Raw genomic sequence first — 16,342 nt, 5'->3', positions numbered from 1 at the left:
CGTTTGGGGGGCTGCTTTCGGGCAAGCCGACCGATGAGCCGGCAACGCACCACACTCTGTCCGTCGACCCGTAGAAACGGGAGGCATTCCCATGTCCACTGGCGTCATTATCGCCATCGTCGTGGTCGTCATCGTTCTGGCCGCCGCTCTCACGACCGTGATGCTCCGGCCGGGTGGGCTGGGCGGCAGGAACCTGCACCGCCGCTTCGGGCCCGAGTACGACCGGGTCCTGCGCCGCCATGACGGCGACACGAAGGCCACCGAGAAGGAACTGTCCGAACGGCTGGAGCGGCACAAGGACATCACGCTGCGGCCGCTGTCGCCGCAGGCCCGTGAGGAGTACACGGCTCGCTGGGCCGGCGTGCAGGAGCACTTCATCGACTCGCCCGTGAAGGCGCTCGGCGAGGCCGACGCGCTGATCGAGAACCTGTCCCGTGACCGGGGCTTCCCGGACGCCCGCTCCGGCGAGCACTTCGACGCGCTGTCCGTGCACCACGCCCGTCACCTGCAGGGCTACCGCGACGCTCACGAGATCGCCGGACGGTCGGGTGACGCCGGCACCTCCACCGAGGAGATGCGGGAGGCGCTCGTCCGGGCCCGCTCGATGTTCGAGGAGCTCATCGGCGCCGACGGCGGGCACGGGCCGACGCGGCGTGACGAGGCCGCCGGCCGCGTCGAGGAGCGGAACGCGGAGCCCACGGAGCACGCGGACGTCACGGAGAAGGAGCACGGCAGCGGTTCGCGCTCCGGCGTGCTCGGCCGTCGGAACACCTGACCGGCCACCGCAGGAGCCAACCGCAGGACCCGGGCCGTCAGCCGGGCTGTGAACCGTCAGCCATGAGCCATCACCGAACTCCCAGGAGCGCAGAGACGATGACCGAGAACCCGAACCAGGACCGTACCCGCCAGGACGAGGCCCGTCAGGACCAGGCCCGCACGGCCGCCACGACGACCGGCACCGCCGGCCGGGTCCCGGGCCAGAACGCGGACGACGCGTCCCGCACGCCGCACACGGAGAACCCACGCAAGGACGAGGCCGCCGCTGCCCGTACGGCAGAGGGTGCCCGTCCGACCGAAGCCGGCCGCACCGCCGAGGCCCAGCGCATAGCCGACCCCACCAGCCGTACCGGTGACACCGCCCGTACCGGTGACGCCACGCGCGCCACCGACACGACGCGCACGGGCGACGCCACCCGCGCCACGGACATCGGCCGTACGGGCGACGCCGCCCGCACCGCGGACACGACGCGTACCGGTGACGCCACCCGTACCTCCGACACCGGCCGCACCTCCGACACCGGCCGTACGGGCGACGCCGCCCGTGCCACGGACGCGACCCGCACCACCGAGGCCGCGCGGACCGGCGAGGGCGCCGGCCACCGGGTGGCCGAGGCCGCCGGCACCCACAGCGCCCGCCACGGCGGCGCCTCGGGTACGGGTGACGCCCTGGAGGAGCGGCTGCAGCACGCGATGGGCACGTTCGTGGACGAGCCGCGCAAGTCCGTCGAGGAGGCCGACGCCGTTCTCGAGCAGGCCGCCAAGCAGCTCACCGAGAAGCTCGCGGAGCGCCGCAGCACCCTCCGTTCGACCTGGCAGAACGACGACGCCAAGGCCGACACGGAGGACCTGCGCGTGGCGCTGACGCACTACCGCGACCTGACGCGGCAGCTCCTCGAGATCTGAGCCGACAGCGGAGCCGGCCCCTCGGGGTCAGCTCTTGGGGGCCGTCTGCTGGACGACCTCGAACGACCACAGGGCGGAGTCGGAAGCGGCCGGTTTGGGCCGCTCGGCTCCGCCCTCGCTCGTACCGCCGGCCGCACCGCCGCCGGCGCCCTGGGCGCCCGCGCCGTGCGCGCCGGGGCCGCGCATCGAGGTGGCCATCCAGTTCGTGAAGTCCTCCTCGCTGCGCCACCGCGTGTACACCAGGTACTGGTCGGTGCCCTCGACGGGGCGCAGCAGTTCGAACCACTCGAAGCCGTCGGAGTTCTCGACGGAGCCGGCGCGCGCCGCGAACCGCTGCTCCAGCGTCTCGCGCATCTCCGGTGACACGGTCAGGGCATTGATCTTCACGATGCTCATGGCCTCATCCTGCCCTACCCGGCACGCCCGGCCGGGGTCCGCTCGGCCGGGCCGTTCAGCCCTCGTAGCTGACCTGCATCTCCTTGACGCCGTTGATCCAGGCGGAGCGCAGCCGGCGCGGGTCGCCGACCAGCTTGATGTCGGGCATCGCGTCGGCGATGGCGTTGAACATCAGGTCGATCTCCATGATCGCCAGGTTCTTGCCCATGCAGTAGTGCGGGCCGCCGCCGCCGAACCCCAGGTGCAGATTGGGGTCCCGGGTGATGTCGAAGCGGTCGGGGTCGTCGAAGACCTCGGGGTCGTGGTTGGCGGAGGCGTAGAACATGCCCACCCGCTGGCCCTTCTTGATCTCCTGGCCGCCCAGCACGGTGTCCCGGGTGGCGGTGCGCTGGAAGGACGTGACGGGGGTCGCCCAGCGGACGATCTCCTCGGCGGCGGTGCTCGGCCGCGTCCGCTTGTAGAGCTCCCACTGCTCGGGGTGGGTGAGGAAGGCGTGCATGCCGTGGGTGATGGCGTTGCGCGTCGTCTCGTTCCCGGCGACGGACAGCACGAGGACGAAGAAGCCGAACTCGTCGTTGCTGAGGTTGCCCTCGTCCTCGGCGGCGACGAGCCGGCTGACGATGTCCTTGACCGGGCACTCCTTGCGGGCGGCGGCGAGGTTCATGGCGTACGAGATCAGCTCCATGGCCGACTCGGCGCCCACCTCCTCGGTGATGGCCAGCTCGGGGTCGTCGTAGGCGATCATCTTGTTCGACCAGTCGAAGAGCTTGCTCCGGTCGTCCTGCGGCACCCCGATCAGCTCGGCGATGGCCTGGAGCGGGAGCTCCGAGGCGACCTCGGTGACGAAGTTGCCGGTCCGCCGGCCGCGCGCCTCGGCGACGATGCGGTGGGCGCGGTCGCGCAGCGTCTGCTCCATCTGCCGGATCGCGCGCGGGGTGAACCCCCGCTGGACGATCTGCCGGACGCGGGTCAGCTCCGGCGGGTCCATGTTGAGCATGATCAGCCGCTGCATCTCGATCTGCTCGCGGGTGATGTGCTCGTTGAAGCGGATGACCGCCGTGTTGAGGAACGACGAGTAGACGTCCGGGTTGAGCGAGACCTCCTTGACGTCGGCGTGCCGGGTGACGACCCAGTACCCGTCGTCCTCGAACCCGGCGGTGTTGTGGGGCTGTTCGTTCCACCACACGGGGGCGGTCTGGCGCAGCTGCGCGAGTTCGGGGAGCGGTACCCGCTGCTCGTACACGTCCGGGTCTGTGAAGTCGAAGCCTTCGGGAAGCGCTGGGCAGGGCATCGGCCACTCCATGTCTGACGGTCCATCAGATATGGCTCGAAGGTAGTAACCAGTTCCACAAGTGGCAAGGGGGATGACCGTGTGGATGTCGTGCGTGCCCGTGCGGGCTCGTGCACGAGTCTTGCGCGCCGCGCTCCATGGGTAATAAGACTGCAGACGGAACTAGTACGCGTTCTAGTTCTGCCGGAGGCGCCGGGACGCCGACCGGTCGAGGAGAGGACGAGATTCATGGCCGCTGAACCCGTCATCGTCGAAGCTGTACGCACGCCCATCGGCAAGCGCGGAGGCGCGCTCGCCGCTCTGCACCCCGCCTACCTGCTGGGTGAGACGTACCGCGAACTGCTCGGCAGGACCGGGATCCAGCCGGACGCCGTCGAACAGGTCGTCGGCGGCACCGTCACCCACGCCGGCGAGCAGTCCATGAACCCCGCGCGCAACGCCTGGCTGGCGATGGGGCTCCCGTACGAGACCGCCGCCACCACCGTGGACTGCCAGTGCGGTTCCTCGCAACAGGCCAACCACATGGTCGCCAACATGGTGGCCGCCGGAGTGATCGACATCGGTATCGGCTGCGGGGTGGAGGCGATGTCCCGGGTGCCGCTCGGCAGCGGCTCCAAGCACGGCCCCGGCAAGCCCTTCCCCGACGAGTGGAACGTCGACCTCCCGAACCAGTTCGAGGCGGCCGAGCGCATCGCCCGGCGGCGCGGGCTGACCCGGGAGAACGTCGACCGGCTCGGCCTGCTGTCCCAGGAGCGGGCCGCCCGCGCGTGGGCGGAGGAGCGGTACAAGCGGGAGACCTTCGCGGTGCAGGTCCCCACCAACGAGGAGGAGCAGCAGGCCGGTCAGGGCATGTGGCGGCTGGTCGACCGGGACCAGGGGCTGCGGGACACCACGATGGAGGGCCTGGCGAAGCTCAAGCCGGTCATGCCGACCGCCGTGCACACCGCGGGCAACTCCTCGCAGATATCCGACGGGGCGGCGGCCGTGATGTGGGCCTCCAAGCGGATGGCGCGGGCGCTCAAGCTCCGTCCGCGCGCCCGGATCGTCGCCCAGGCGCTGGTCGGCTCCGACCCGCACTTCCACCTGGACGGGCCGGTCGACGCGACCCGGGCCGTCCTCGGCAAGGCCGGGATGACGCTCAAGGACATCGACGTCATCGAGATCAACGAGGCGTTCGCGTCCGTCGTGCTCTCCTGGGCGCAGGTCTTCGACCAGGACCTGGAGAAGGTCAACGTCAACGGGGGCGCGATAGCCCTCGGCCACCCGGTCGGCTCGACCGGCGCCCGGCTGATCGTGACGGCGCTGCACGAGCTGGAGCGCACGGACAAGGAGTTCGCCCTGATCACGATGTGCGCCGGCGGCGCGCTGGCCACCGGCACGATCATCCAGCGGCTCTGATCCCGGTCTCCTGCCCGCCGGGCGGCCGCCTCAGCCGTCCGGCGTCCGGAAGGCCGCCGGTACGTCGAACGCCGCGCGGCGCGTCGCGCGGCGCAGCGCCTTGAGGATCGTGGCACCGAGGGTGAGCGTGAGGATCGCGGTCAGGGCCGCGCGGGGGAGGTCCCAGCCCAGCGACGTGGTCAGGCAGTAGACGGCGAAGCGGCCCAGGTTCTCGCCCACGGGGGCGCCCGGGACGTAACTGACGCTCGCCGACATCCCGCCGATCGTCGCCCACCCCTGGAGGTTCATGACCGTGCCGTAGAGCACGGACGCGACCGACCCGTACACCGCGAGCAGCGCCAGCTCGCCGCGCCCGCGCAGGGTGTGCGGGCCGGGCAGCAGCCCGGCGCCCATCGCGACCCACCCCATCGAGAGCATCTGGAACGGCATCCACGGGCCGACGCCGCCGGTCAGCAGCGCGGACGCGAACATCGACACGGCCCCCAGCACGAAGCCGAACCCCGGGCCCAGCACCCGCCCCGACAGCACCATCAGGAAGAACATCGGCTCGATGCCGGCCGTGCCCGCGCCCAGCGGGCGCAGCGCCGCCCCGACGGCGGCCAGCACCCCGAGCATCGCGATGGACTTGGCGTCCATCCCGCCGTCCGCGATCGTCGCGATCACCACGGCGATCAGCAGCGGCAGCAGCGCGGCGAAGAGCCAGGGGGCGTCCCGGCTGTGCGCGAGCCCGGTGCCGGGATCGGCGAGCAGCGGCCAGCCGAACAGCGCGACACCGATCGCGGAGATCAGCGCCAGCGCGACCACCGAGCGCGGACCCAGCCGGACGGGACGGACCTGCCGGTCGGCGCGCGGCCGGGGCGCGGGAGGCGTCATGACGGCTCCCCCAGGGCGGAGGCGACCTGCGGGACGGTCAGCCAGGGCAGTGGCGCGAGGATCTTGGAGACCTGCGGGGCGAAGGCGGGGGAGGAGACGACGACCTCGGCGGTCGGGCCGTCCGCGACCACCTCGCCGTCGGCCAGGATCACCACCCGGTGGGCGAGTTCCGCGGCCAGCTCGACGTCGTGGGTGGCCAGCACGATCGCGTGGCCGTCCGCCGCCAGCGCCCGCAGCAGCCCGACCAGCCGGCCCTTGGCGGCGTAGTCCAGGCCGCGGGTCGGCTCGTCGAGCAGCAGCAGCGGCGGAGCCGCGGCCAGCACGACGGCGAGCGCCAGCGCGAGCCGCTGGCCCTCGGACAGGTCGCGGGGGTGGGTCGCGTTGTCGACGCCCGGCAGCAGCGCGCCGACCAGCGCGCGGCAGGTGCCGGGCGCGGCGTGCGCGTCCTGGTCGGCCGCCGCGCACTCACCGGCCACGGTGTCCGCGTAGAGCAGGTCCCGCGGCTCCTGCGGCACGAGCCCCACCTGCCGGATCAGCTCGCCGGGCCGCGTCCTCGACGGGACGAGACCGCCGACGGTGACCGTGCCGGAGGCGGCCGGGTGCAGGCCGACGAGGGTGGAGAGCAGGGTCGACTTGCCCGCGCCGTTGCGGCCCATCAGCGCGACGGTCTCGCCCGGCCGGACCGTCAGCGACACCTGGCGCAGCGCCTCGGTCCCGCCCCGGCGGACGGAGAGCCGGTCGAGCACCGCCACCGGCGCGGCGGCCGGAACGGCGGGCGCGGCCGGGGGAGTGCGGTCCGCCAGCCGCTCCCGCAGCGGGCCGGCCTTGCGGCGGGCGTCGCGCACGGACAGCGGCAGCGGCGACCAGCCGGCGAGCCGGCCCAGCGCCACCACCGGCGGGTGGACGGGGGAGAGCGCCATGATGTCGGCGGGCGCGCCCTGCAGCGGGGCGGCGCCGGGGGCGGGCAGCAGGATCACCTGGTCCGCGTACTGCACGACGCGCTCCAGCCGGTGCTCGGCCATCAGCACGGTGGTCCCCAGGTCGTGCACCAGCCGCTGCAGCACCGCCAGCACCTCCTCGGCGGCGCCGGGGTCCAGCGCGGACGTCGGCTCGTCCAGCACCAGCACCCTGGGGTGCACGGTGAGCACCGAGCCGATGGCGACGCGCTGCTGCTGGCCGCCGGAGAGCGTGGCGATCGGCCGGTCGCGCAGCTCGGCCAGGCCGAGCAGGTCGAGGGTCTCCTCGACGCGGCGGCGCATGGTGGCGGGCGCCAGGCCCAGCGACTCCATGCCGTAGGCGAGCTCGTCCTCGACGGTGTCGGTGACGAAGTGCGACAGCGGATCCTGGCCGACCGTGCCGACGACGTCGGCCAGTTCGCGCGGCTTGTGGGTCCGGGTGTCGCGGCCCGCGACGGTGACGCGGCCGGACAGGACCCCGCCGGTGAAGTGCGGCACCAGGCCGGAGACGGCACCCAGCAAAGTCGACTTGCCGACTCCGGACGGCCCGACGAGCAGGCACAGCTCGCCCTCGGGGACGGTGAGGTCCACTCCGGCGACGGCGGGCTCCGCCGCGTCGTCGTACCGGACGGAGACCTGCTCGAAGCGGATCACGTGCGGTCGTCCTTCGGGTTCGGCGGGGTCGGCGGGTCGGGCCGGTCGGGCGTGCGCGGCGTGTGCGGTGTGTTCGGCGGGTCGGGCCGGTTGGGCGTGTTGGGCGTGCTGGACGGCTTCGACGGCTTCGGCAGGAGGGGCGGCGGGGGAGCGACGAACGCCGGCAGCAGCCCGATCAGGATCGACAGCGCCGGCCACAGCGGCAGGGCGGGCGCGGCCGGCGGGAGTGCCGGCGGGTCCAGCGCCGCCGGGTCGTACGAGGCCGCCCAGATCATCAGCGCCGCCACCGCCACCCCGGAGCCCGACACCAGCCAGGCCCGCGCGCCCCAGCGGTCGGGCCGGTAGCGGCTGCGGACCGACCGCCGGCCGCCGAGCCGCAGCCCCGCCAGCGCCGAGACCAGCCCCAGCAGCAGCACCGGCACGCCGTACCCGGCGCCGGACGCGGACAGCAGCGCGTACGTTCCCGCGCACACGCCGAGCAGCCCGCCCAGCGTCAGCGCGGCCGTCGTCCGCCGGATCGCGGCCGGCACCTCGGCCGAGCGGCCGTAGCCGCGCGCGTCCATCGCGGCGGCCAGCGCCACCGACCGCTCCAGCGCGCCCTCCAGGACGGGCAGCCCGACCTGCAGCAGCGACCGCGCCCCGCGGTCCTCGCGGCCGCGCAGCCGGCGGGCGGCGCGCAGCCGCTGCACGTCGGTGACGAGGTTCGGGGCGAACGTCATGGCCACGACGACCGCGACGCCCGCCTCGTACAGGGCAGCCGGCAGCGACTTGAGCAGCCGGGCCGGGTTGGCGAGCGCGTTGGCCGCGCCCACGCAGACCAGCAGGGTGGCCAGCTTCATCCCGTCGTACAGCGCGAACAGCAGCCCCTCCGCGGTCACCCTGCCGCCCAGCCGGACCCCGCGCGCCCAGTCGGGCAGCGGGACCTCGGGCAGCGTGAAGAGCGTGTGGGTGCCCGGGATCGGCGAGCCGAGCAGGGTCGCGAAGACCAGCCGGATGCCGAGCACCACCAGGCCCAGCTTCAGGAACGCCCCGTAGGACCTGGCCCAGGGCGCGTCCGTGCGGCGGGCGGCGACCACGTACCCCGCGACCGCGACCAGCAGCAGGAGCAGCAGCGGGTTGGTGGTCCGGGACGCCGCCGTCGCCAGCCCCAGCGCCCACACCCACCACGCCCCGGCGTGCAGCGCGGTGGAGCGGGTGGCGGTGGCGGCCCGGCGGGCCCCGGCGTTCATCCGCGCCGGCGGCGGGCCTGCCAGAAGGCCGCCCCGCCGAGGGCGAGGACGGCGGCGATGCCCGCGAACACACCGACCGACGGGCCCCCGCCGCCGCCGTCGCCGGAGTCGCCCGACGCCTGCGGCGCGGGCGTGCTCGACGCGTCGGCGGACCCGGAGGTGCCGGAGACCGGCTCCCCGCAGCCCGTCCTGGGGTAGCCCGCGACGGCGCAGACCATGCCGGCGGAGTTGTAGCGCAGCGGCTTGGCGACGGCGGCGAGCGCGTCGGCGCCCGTCGCGTCGCCGGGGACCTGGGCGCAGGCGGTGCGGGGCGCCGGCGGCGTGGTGGCGCCGCCCGCGTCGGCGGCGGTGCCGAAGTCCAGGACGAGGGCGACGCGCTTGGTGCCGCCCTTGGGCGGCGTGCCCGCGCAGATCGCGCCGAACGAGGTGGCGCCGGGCACGTCCCGCGGCTTCGACGCGTCCTGCGCCTCGGCGCTGGCCGCGAAGCGCCAGCCCTCCACGGACCCGTCGGCGGGCCGGTCCAGAGCGGGGCCGGTCTGCGCGTACGTCCAGGTGTCGCCGGAGCGCTGCCAGAACGACCAGTAGCGGTAGGCGGCAGCCTCGGCGGGCAGGGCGGCGGCCGCGAGCAGCGCGCCGAGCGCCAGCAGGACGGCGAGCGCCCGCAGCGGGTTGCGCGCCATCAGCCCTGCTTCTTCTTGCGGCCGCTGATCAGGAAGCCGATGCCGATGCTCGCGACGAAGAAGACGCCGACGATCCACCAGGTGGCCGCGGAGCCGGACTTGTCGTCCTTCTTCTCCGCCTGGTCCGACGGGGACGCGGAGGGGCTCGCCGCCGCGGCCGGCTTCGGGCCGAGGTTGGTGAGCTGCTGGACGAGGTCGGCGCCGGCGGCGTTCTTCGGGTCGTTGCCCGTCGCGTGCGCCGCGAGGACCAGCTGCGACAGGGCGGCGGGGTTCGACTTCGACCACGTCGCGGAGTTCTTGGCGAGCCAGTCGTACGACGCCTTCGCGGTGTCGAGCTGCTGGTCCGCGGCCAGCGCGACCACGGCGTCCGCGGTGGTGCCGTAGTCCGGGGTGGGCTTGTCGGCGCCCGGGGTGACGGCGGTCAGGTGCCCGCCGCCCGCGGTGAGCTGGGCCGTCAGGTACGCGGCGCCGGCCGAGGCCGCGCCGGCCGCGTCGAGGGACTTGAACGCGTCGGGCGACGCGCAGTCCGGGGCCTTCGCGGCCGTGTTCGCGGTCGGGGCGGTGACGACGAAGCCCGCGCCGCGGGCGCCGCGCACCGCGTCGGCGGTGGCCTTGGCGCTCACGGAGAGCTTGCCGTTCATCGGGTAGCCGGAGGCGCCGCGGTCGGCGGCCTTGGCGTCGCAGCCGAACTGGAACGCCTTGAGGCTGTCCTGCGCCGCCTTCACGTCCTGCTTCACGGCCGCCAGCGCGCCGATCACGACACCGGTGGAGTCCGGGTCGGAGGCGCCGCCGGGGTTGTACGACCAGCCGCCGTCCTTGTTGCGCACCGACACCAGCCAGTCGGTGGCCTTCTTGACGACTGCGTCCTTGCCGCCCAGCGCCGTGAGCGCCTGCACGGCGATGCCCGTCGCGTTGGTGTCCTCCGTCTTGGCGTCGCAGGCCTTCGCAGTGTCCGCGCGGTAGGACGGGAAGCCGCCGTCCGCGCACTGCTGGCCGGTCAGCCAGGCCACGGCGCTGTCGGCCGGGGTCACCCCGGCGGTGTCCAGCGCCAGCAGCGCGTAGGACTGCCGCCAGACCCCGTCGTACGTCGGGTCCCCGGTGCCGTACAGACCGGGCGGCAGCGGGGTGTCGGCGGAGGCTGCGGGCACCGCGGCCATGCCGAGCACGGTGGCGGCGGCGAGCGCGGCGGCGCTGCGACGGAGGTTCATGAGGGGTTTGATGCCTTTCGCTGAGCGGTTGCGTGGCCGGGCGCAACCGCTGCGAGCCCGCGCGACTGCGCGGGGCACCGGGCTCCGGCTCCGTTACCTCGACGGGAGCCGCTCCCGTCCGTCGCGGGTACTCCGACTCGCCGACCCTGCCCTACGGGACGGCTCACGGTTGCGGGTCAGTGCCGGATTCGCGCCGGCTTCCCCCGCTCGGACGTGGATGGAATTGTCCAGAACATCGTATGCCCTGCGGGTATCGCCGCCGGTCCCGGCCCGCCCGTGCCCGCCCGCCCGTGCCCGCCCGTTCCCTCAGACCGCCTGGTAGGTGACCGGGTCGGACCCGGGGACGGCCTCGGCGCGGCCGGCCTTCACCAGCCGCCGCAGGTGCGCCTCGGCCTCGGAGACGGCGATGTTGCGGGAGCCGAACGGGATCTGCTCCCAGGGGCGGTTCCACTCCATCACCTCGGCGAGCTGCCAGGGGGTGCGCGGCGCGTCGGTGATCAGCGTGCGCAGCCCGCTCAGCCGCTCCTCGTGGTGGTCGAGCAGCTCCCGCACCCGGCCCGCCGCGTCCGTGAACGCGTACTGGTGGGCGGGCAGCACCTCGTCCGGGTCGAGCCGGCCGATGCGCTCCAGGGAGGCGAGGTAGTCGCCGAGCGGATCGGTCTCGACCGCGTCGTCCGGGTCCTCGTACAGCCCGATGTGCGGGGAGATCCCCGGCAGCAGGTGGTCGCCGGAGAACAGCCGCCGGCTCTCCTCCAGGAACAGGCAGACGTGCCCGGGGGTGTGCCCCGGCGTCCAGATGGCGCGCAGCCGCCGCCCGGCGAGGTCCACCAGCTCGCCGGGGACGATGTCGCGGTCGGGCAGCGCGGGCCGCAGCCCCGGCAGGGTCGACATCCGCCCCGACTCGCGGGCGGCGCGCAGCGGCGCGAGGTGCTCCTCGGGCGCCCCGGCGGCGACGAGCTTGGCCGTCATGTACGTCAGCCAGCGGGCCGGCGCGGCGGACCGGGTGCGCCGCACCACGGCCGCGTCGGCCTCGTGCATCGCGACCCAGGCCCCGGAGGCCTCGCGGACCTGCGCGGAGAGCCCGTGGTGGTCGGGGTGGTGGTGCGTGATGAGTACCCCGTGCACCTCGGCGACGGAGGTCCCCGCCTCGACGAGGCCGGCCTCCAGCGCGGCGTAGGAGTCCGGGTCGTCCCAGCCGGTGTCGATCAGTACGGGTCCGCGGTCGGTGTCCAGGAGATGGACGAGCGTGTGGCCGAGGGGGTTGTCGGGGATCGGGACCGGAATGCTCCAGACCCCTCCGCCGTGGTCGGTCACGCGCACCATCTGGTCCCCTCTCGCCGACGAAGTCATTGCCCACTATAACTAGAACTGGTATCAGTTCTGAAACAGCGTCAGGTATGGGCCGACCCGCAGGAGGCACCAGTAATGACCGACCTCATAGAACACGGACAGCTGTTCATCGGCGGGGAGTTGGTGGACCCGCTCGGCAGCGAGACCATCGAGGTCATCTCCCCGCACACCGAGCAGGTCATCGGCCGGGTGCCGCACGCCTCCCGCGCCGACGTGGACCGCGCGGTCGCCACGGCCCGCACGGCGTTCGACGAGGGACCGTGGCCGCGGATGAGCCTCGACGAGCGGATCACCGTCGTCACCCGGATCAAGGACGCCATCGCCGCCCGGTACGACGAGATCGGCCGGCTCATCAGCTCGGAGAACGGCTCCCCCTACTCCTGGAGCATCCTCGCCCAGTCGCTCGGCGCGATGATGGTGTGGGACGCGGCGATCACCGTCGCCCGCGACTTCCCCTACGAGGAGCACCGCGCCGGCGTCCTCGGGCCGATCCTGGTGCGCCGCGAGCCCGTCGGGGTCGTCGCGGCCGTCGTGCCGTGGAACGTCCCGCAGTTCACCGCCGCCGCCAAGCTCGCCCCCGCGCTACTCACCGGGTGCACGGTCGTGCTGAAGCCGTCGCCGGAGACCCCGCTCGACGCGTACGTGCTGGCCGAGATCACCAGGGAGGCGGGGCTGCCGGAGGGCGTGCTGTCGATCGTCCCGGCCGACCGCGAGGTCAGCGAGTACCTCGTCGGCCACCCCGGGGTCGACAAGGTGTCGTTCACCGGCTCGGTCGGCGCCGGCCGGCGGGTGATGGAGGTCGCGTCCCGCAACCTCACCCGCGTCACCCTGGAGCTGGGCGGCAAGTCCGCCGCCGTGATCCTCCCGGACGCGGACCTGGAGACCGCCGTCCCCGGCATCACGTCGGCCGCCTGGATGAACAACGGCCAGGCGTGCGTGGCCCAGACCCGGATCCTGGCGCCGCGCTCGCGCTACGACGAGATCGCCGAGCGCTTCGCCGCGGCGGCGTCCGCGCTGGTCGTCGGCGACCCGCTGGACCCGGCCACCGAGGTGGGGCCGCTGGTCGCCAAGCGCCAGCAGCAGCGGTCGTTCGACTTCATCGGGATCGGTCAGGAGGAGGGCGCCAAGGTGCTGACCGGCGGCGGCCGGCCGGCCGGACTGGATACCGGCTGGTACGTGGAGCCGACGCTCTTCGGCGACGTCACCAACTCCATGCGGATCGCCCGGGAGGAGATCTTCGGGCCGGTCATCTGCCTGCTCCCGTACGAGGACGAGGCCGAGGCGCTGCGGATCGCCAACGACTCCGACTTCGGGCTCTCCGGCAGCGTCTGGACCGCCGACGTCGAGCACGGCATCGACATCGCCCGCCAGGTCCGCACCGGCACGTACTCGGTGAACACCTTCAGCCTCGACATGCTCGGCCCGTTCGGCGGCTACAAGAACTCCGGCGTGGGACGGGAGTTCGGCCCCGAGGGCTTCGGCGAGTACCTGGAGCACAAGATGATCCACCTCCCGGCCGGCTACCAGGCGGCGGACGCCGCGGCGTCCGGTGCGGCGGGGGCGGAGGGCTGATGGGCGACCGCTGGCACATCGAGGTGGACCGCTCGGTCTGCATCGGCTCCGGCATGTGCGTCAACTCGGCCCCCGAGGGCTTCGCCCTGGACGGCGCCCGGCAGTCCCACCCGGTCGCGTCGGAGACCGACGCGTCGGAAGTGCTGCTGGAGGCGGCCGAGAACTGCCCGGTGGAGGCAATCTCCATCACGCTGCTCATGACAGGAGAGCCGGTCTTCCCGCCCGAGGAATAGCGCGGGAACTGCGCAGGGGCGCTTCCGTCGCAGGTCAGGGCGGTTTCCGTACACCATACGGGCACCCGTGCATCACGCACATATGCGTTCTGCACGGGTGTTTCGTTACGGACGCGACTGTTCCCCGTTTCGGCCACGTGAAAATCTCAAGACCTCGCGGCCGGAGGGGGAGAGCCATGGACAAGCGGTACGAGGTCTTTTGCCTCGTCGACAGGTATTTCTACGAGACCCCTGACCGCTTGTCCGCCGGCTCCGCATCCGGCGCGGGCTCCGGCGTTTCGCTCTTCGAGCCGGCCCAGCGCCCCGCCCCCGACGGCTGGCGCACCGGACGCTCCGGCGACTGGCTGCACCTGACGCCGGTGGACGCCGACGGTTCGCCCAGGACCGGAGCGCCCCTGCAGGGCTGGAAGATCCATGTCTCCGCGTGTCTGGAGAACGCGGAGAAGACCGTCGCGAAGGTCTGGGACTACTGCGTCCCGCGCGACATACCGTTCAAGTTCGTCCCCAGCCTGCCCGCCGTGCACCTGCGCAACTCCAAGTACGCGCCGCGGGAGGGCAGCGGCAAGTGCGTGACCATCTACCCGTCGGACGAGGAGCAGCTGCACACCATCCTGCGTGAGCTGGAGGAGCTGTTGGCCGGCGAAGCCGGCCCGTACATCCTCAGCGACCTGCGCTGGAACCAGGGGCCGCTCTTCGTGCGCTACGGCGGGTTCGCCCCGCGGTACTGCGTCGACGGCGCGGGTTCGCTGGTCACCGCGATCGAGGATGCCGACGGGGTGCTCGTACCGGACCGCCGGGGGCCGGCCTTCCACGTGCCGCCGTGGGTCACGTTGCCCGACTTCCTGCAGCCGCACCTGGACGCCCGAAACGCCACGACCACCAACGACCTGCCGTACCGGATCGAGAGCGCGCTGCACTTCTCCAACGGTGGCGGGGTCTACACCGGGCAGGACGTGCGGACCGGCGAGAAGGTCGTCCTCAAGGAGGCCAGGCCGCACGCCGGGCTGGCTTCCGACGGGGCCGACGCCGTCGCCCGGCTGGAGCGTGAGAAGGCCGCCCTGGAACGGCTGTCGGGTCTGGGCGTCGCGCCCGAGGTCCGCGACTGGTTCGTGCTGGGCGACCACCGCTTCCTGGTAATGGACTTCCTGGAGGGCCAGACCCTCAACTCGTTCTTCGCCCGGCGCCATCCGCTGCTCTCCAAAGACCCGGACCCGACGGCCGTCGCGGACTACACCGACTGGGCGCTGGGCATCCATGCCGGGGTCGAGAAGGCCGTCGCCGCCGTGCACAGCCGCGGCGTCGTCTTCAACGACCTGCACATGTTCAACATCATGGTCGGGCCGGACGAACGCTCGGTGCGCCTGCTCGACTTCGAGGCCGCCGCGCACATCGACGAGCACACCCGTCAGGCCCTGGCCCACCCCGGCTTCATCGCCCCGGCGGACCGCAGGGGCTTCGACGTGGACCGGTACGCGCTCGCGTGCCTGCGCCTCGCGCTGTTCCTGCCGATGACGACGCTCTTCGTGATCGACCGCGACAAGGCTCCGCACCTGGCCGACCTGATCGCCGAGGAGTTCCCGGTGCCCCGGGAGTTCCTGGACCAGGCCGTCGAGACCATCACCGGCCTCAGCCCCGCCACCCGCGGCAGGACGCCGTCCTACGTACCCGTGCGGGCGGCCGACTGGCCGAGCAGCAGGGACTCGATGGTCGCCGCGATCCTCGCCTCGGCGACCCCGGACCGCGAGGACAGGCTATTCCCCGGGGACGTCGCCCAGTTCACCGACGGCGGTGGCATCGGCCTGGCGCACGGCGCTGCCGGTGTCCTGTACGCCCTCGCCGAGACCGGCGCCGACCGGTACGAAGCGGGGGAGGAGTGGCTGCTGCGCCGCACCGACCCGCCGCCGCCCGGCACCCTGCTCGGCCTCTACGACGGCATGCTCGGCACCGCGTTCGTCCTCGACCGGCTCGGCCACACCGCCCGCGCCCTGGACCTGGCCCAGCGTGTGCTGAACGAACGCTGGCAGCGCCTGGTGCCGGATCTGTACGGCGGTCTCGCCGGCGTGGGTCTGGCGCTCGAATCCCTGTCCAGGACCACCGGCGAGAGCGGACTGCGCGCGAAAGCCGTGGAAGCCGCCCAACTGCTCGCCGACCGGCTGTCCGGCGAGCCCGGCACGCACACCGGGCTGCTGCGCGGCGCCACCGGCTCCGCCCTGCTTTTCTTGCGCCTGTACGAGCAGACCGGGGCGCCCGCGCTGCTCGACCTCGCCGCGACCGCACTGCGCCAGGACCTCGCCAAGTGCCGCGAGGACCGGGAGGGCACCCTGGTCGTCGACGAGGGCTGGCGCACCATGCCCTACCTGGGCGCGGGAAGTGTCGGCATCGGCATGGTCCTCGACGACTACCTCGCGCACCGACCCGACGAGGCGTTCGAACGGGCCCGTGCCGGGATCCTGCCCGCGGCGATGTCGCGCTTCTACGCGCAGCCCGGACTGTTCAACGGACGGGCCGGCATGATTCTCCACCTTGCCCGCACCACGACCCCGGTCGACGCGGTCCCCGGCCGCCTCGCCGCCCAGATCTCCGCACTCGACTGGTACGCCATGCCCTACCAGGGCCATCTCACCTTCCCCGGCGACCAGATGATGCGGCTCTCCATGGACCTCACCACCGGAACGGCCGGCTGCCTGCTCGCGCTCGGCGCGGCACTGGGCGAACAGCCCGCGGCCCTCCCGTTCCTCCCGCCGCTCAAGCGGCCCCAGAACGGTCCCTTCACCGGGTCCGGAAACACAACCCCGTCCCCATGATGGAAAGGAACACAC

Annotated in this window: 14 protein-coding genes and 1 riboswitch; of the genes, 6 read left to right on the top strand and 8 right to left on the bottom strand. The window is 73.2% G+C overall.

Annotated features, from left to right (window positions below):
* The first annotated feature begins 91 nt into the window (after nucleotides 1-91).
* A complete protein-coding gene (locus tag ABZ721_RS09395; RefSeq protein ID WP_358788007.1) occupies nucleotides 92-775 on the top strand; it encodes a hypothetical protein in 684 nt (227 codons plus the stop codon).
* 98 nt (nucleotides 776-873) lie between these two features.
* Entirely contained in the window at nucleotides 874-1,683 is an 810-nt protein-coding gene (locus ABZ721_RS09390) for a hypothetical protein (protein WP_358788006.1), read from the top strand.
* 27 nt (nucleotides 1,684-1,710) lie between these two features.
* Here ABZ721_RS09390 and ABZ721_RS09385 read toward each other — a convergent pair whose 3' ends face one another.
* Nucleotides 1,711-2,079, bottom strand: a complete 369-nt coding sequence (locus ABZ721_RS09385; protein WP_358788005.1) for an antibiotic biosynthesis monooxygenase — start codon at nucleotides 2,077-2,079, stop codon at nucleotides 1,711-1,713.
* A 55-nt stretch (nucleotides 2,080-2,134) separates the two neighbouring features.
* The gene (locus tag ABZ721_RS09380) at nucleotides 2,135-3,370 is read right to left on the bottom strand and encodes a cytochrome P450 (RefSeq protein ID WP_358788004.1); all 1,236 of its coding nucleotides are present in this window, start codon (nucleotides 3,368-3,370) and stop codon (nucleotides 2,135-2,137) included.
* 228 nt (nucleotides 3,371-3,598) lie between these two features.
* Between ABZ721_RS09380 and ABZ721_RS09375 the strand changes: the two genes are divergently transcribed.
* Nucleotides 3,599-4,768, top strand: a complete 1,170-nt coding sequence (locus tag ABZ721_RS09375) for a steroid 3-ketoacyl-CoA thiolase (protein WP_358788003.1) — start codon at nucleotides 3,599-3,601, stop codon at nucleotides 4,766-4,768.
* 30 nt (nucleotides 4,769-4,798) lie between these two features.
* Here the strand turns inward: ABZ721_RS09375 and ABZ721_RS09370 are convergent, their stop codons facing one another.
* From ABZ721_RS09370 to ABZ721_RS09345, 6 genes are all read right to left on the bottom strand, one after another.
* Nucleotides 4,799-5,641, bottom strand: coding sequence for an ECF transporter S component (locus ABZ721_RS09370; protein ID WP_358788002.1), 843 nt, complete (start codon nucleotides 5,639-5,641; stop codon nucleotides 4,799-4,801).
* On the bottom strand, nucleotides 5,638-7,251 hold the full coding sequence (locus ABZ721_RS09365) for an ATP-binding cassette domain-containing protein (protein WP_358788001.1): 1,614 nt from the start codon (nucleotides 7,249-7,251) through the stop codon (nucleotides 5,638-5,640). The genes ABZ721_RS09370 and ABZ721_RS09365 overlap by 4 nt, the downstream gene beginning before the upstream one ends.
* Entirely contained in the window at nucleotides 7,248-8,480 is a 1,233-nt protein-coding gene (locus ABZ721_RS09360) for a CbiQ family ECF transporter T component (protein WP_358788000.1), read from the bottom strand. Before ABZ721_RS09360 ends, ABZ721_RS09365 begins: the two co-directional genes overlap by 4 nt.
* On the bottom strand, nucleotides 8,477-9,160 hold the full coding sequence (locus ABZ721_RS09355; protein WP_358787999.1) for an SCO2322 family protein: 684 nt from the start codon (nucleotides 9,158-9,160) through the stop codon (nucleotides 8,477-8,479). Before ABZ721_RS09355 ends, ABZ721_RS09360 begins: the two co-directional genes overlap by 4 nt.
* Nucleotides 9,160-10,368 carry a prenyltransferase/squalene oxidase repeat-containing protein gene (locus ABZ721_RS09350; protein WP_358787998.1) on the bottom strand — a complete coding sequence of 403 codons (1,209 nt, stop codon included), beginning with the start codon at nucleotides 10,366-10,368 and terminating at the stop codon, nucleotides 9,160-9,162. The genes ABZ721_RS09355 and ABZ721_RS09350 overlap by 1 nt, the downstream gene beginning before the upstream one ends.
* 104 nt (nucleotides 10,369-10,472) lie before the next feature.
* Nucleotides 10,473-10,600, bottom strand: a riboswitch (cobalamin riboswitch).
* Nucleotides 10,601-10,674: 74 nt separating this feature from the next.
* Nucleotides 10,675-11,691, bottom strand: a complete 1,017-nt coding sequence (locus ABZ721_RS09345) for an MBL fold metallo-hydrolase (protein WP_358787997.1) — start codon at nucleotides 11,689-11,691, stop codon at nucleotides 10,675-10,677.
* A gap of 102 nt (nucleotides 11,692-11,793) precedes the next feature.
* On the opposite strand from ABZ721_RS09345, the gene ABZ721_RS09340 reads away from it, so the two are divergent.
* The 3 genes from ABZ721_RS09340 to lanKC all read left to right on the top strand — a co-directional run bounded on the left by ABZ721_RS09340 (nucleotide 11,794) and on the right by lanKC (nucleotide 16,327).
* Nucleotides 11,794-13,290: an aldehyde dehydrogenase gene (locus ABZ721_RS09340; protein WP_358787996.1), complete on the top strand. Its 1,497-nt coding sequence runs from the start codon at nucleotides 11,794-11,796 to the stop codon at nucleotides 13,288-13,290.
* Nucleotides 13,290-13,523 carry a ferredoxin gene (locus ABZ721_RS09335; protein WP_358787995.1) on the top strand — a complete coding sequence of 78 codons (234 nt, stop codon included), beginning with the start codon at nucleotides 13,290-13,292 and terminating at the stop codon, nucleotides 13,521-13,523. The genes ABZ721_RS09340 and ABZ721_RS09335 overlap by 1 nt, the downstream gene beginning before the upstream one ends.
* Before the next feature lie 176 nt (nucleotides 13,524-13,699).
* Complete coding sequence (gene lanKC, locus ABZ721_RS09330) at nucleotides 13,700-16,327, top strand: class III lanthionine synthetase LanKC (RefSeq protein ID WP_358787994.1); 2,628 nt, start codon at nucleotides 13,700-13,702, stop codon at nucleotides 16,325-16,327.
* Nucleotides 16,328-16,342: the final 15 nt, after the last annotated feature.

Source organism: Streptomyces sp. NPDC006733 (genome assembly GCF_040636125.1).
Classification (GTDB): domain Bacteria; phylum Actinomycetota; class Actinomycetes; order Streptomycetales; family Streptomycetaceae; genus Actinacidiphila.
The sequence above is the reverse complement of the archived record's forward strand: the minus strand, read 5'-3'. Positions and strand labels throughout refer to the sequence as shown.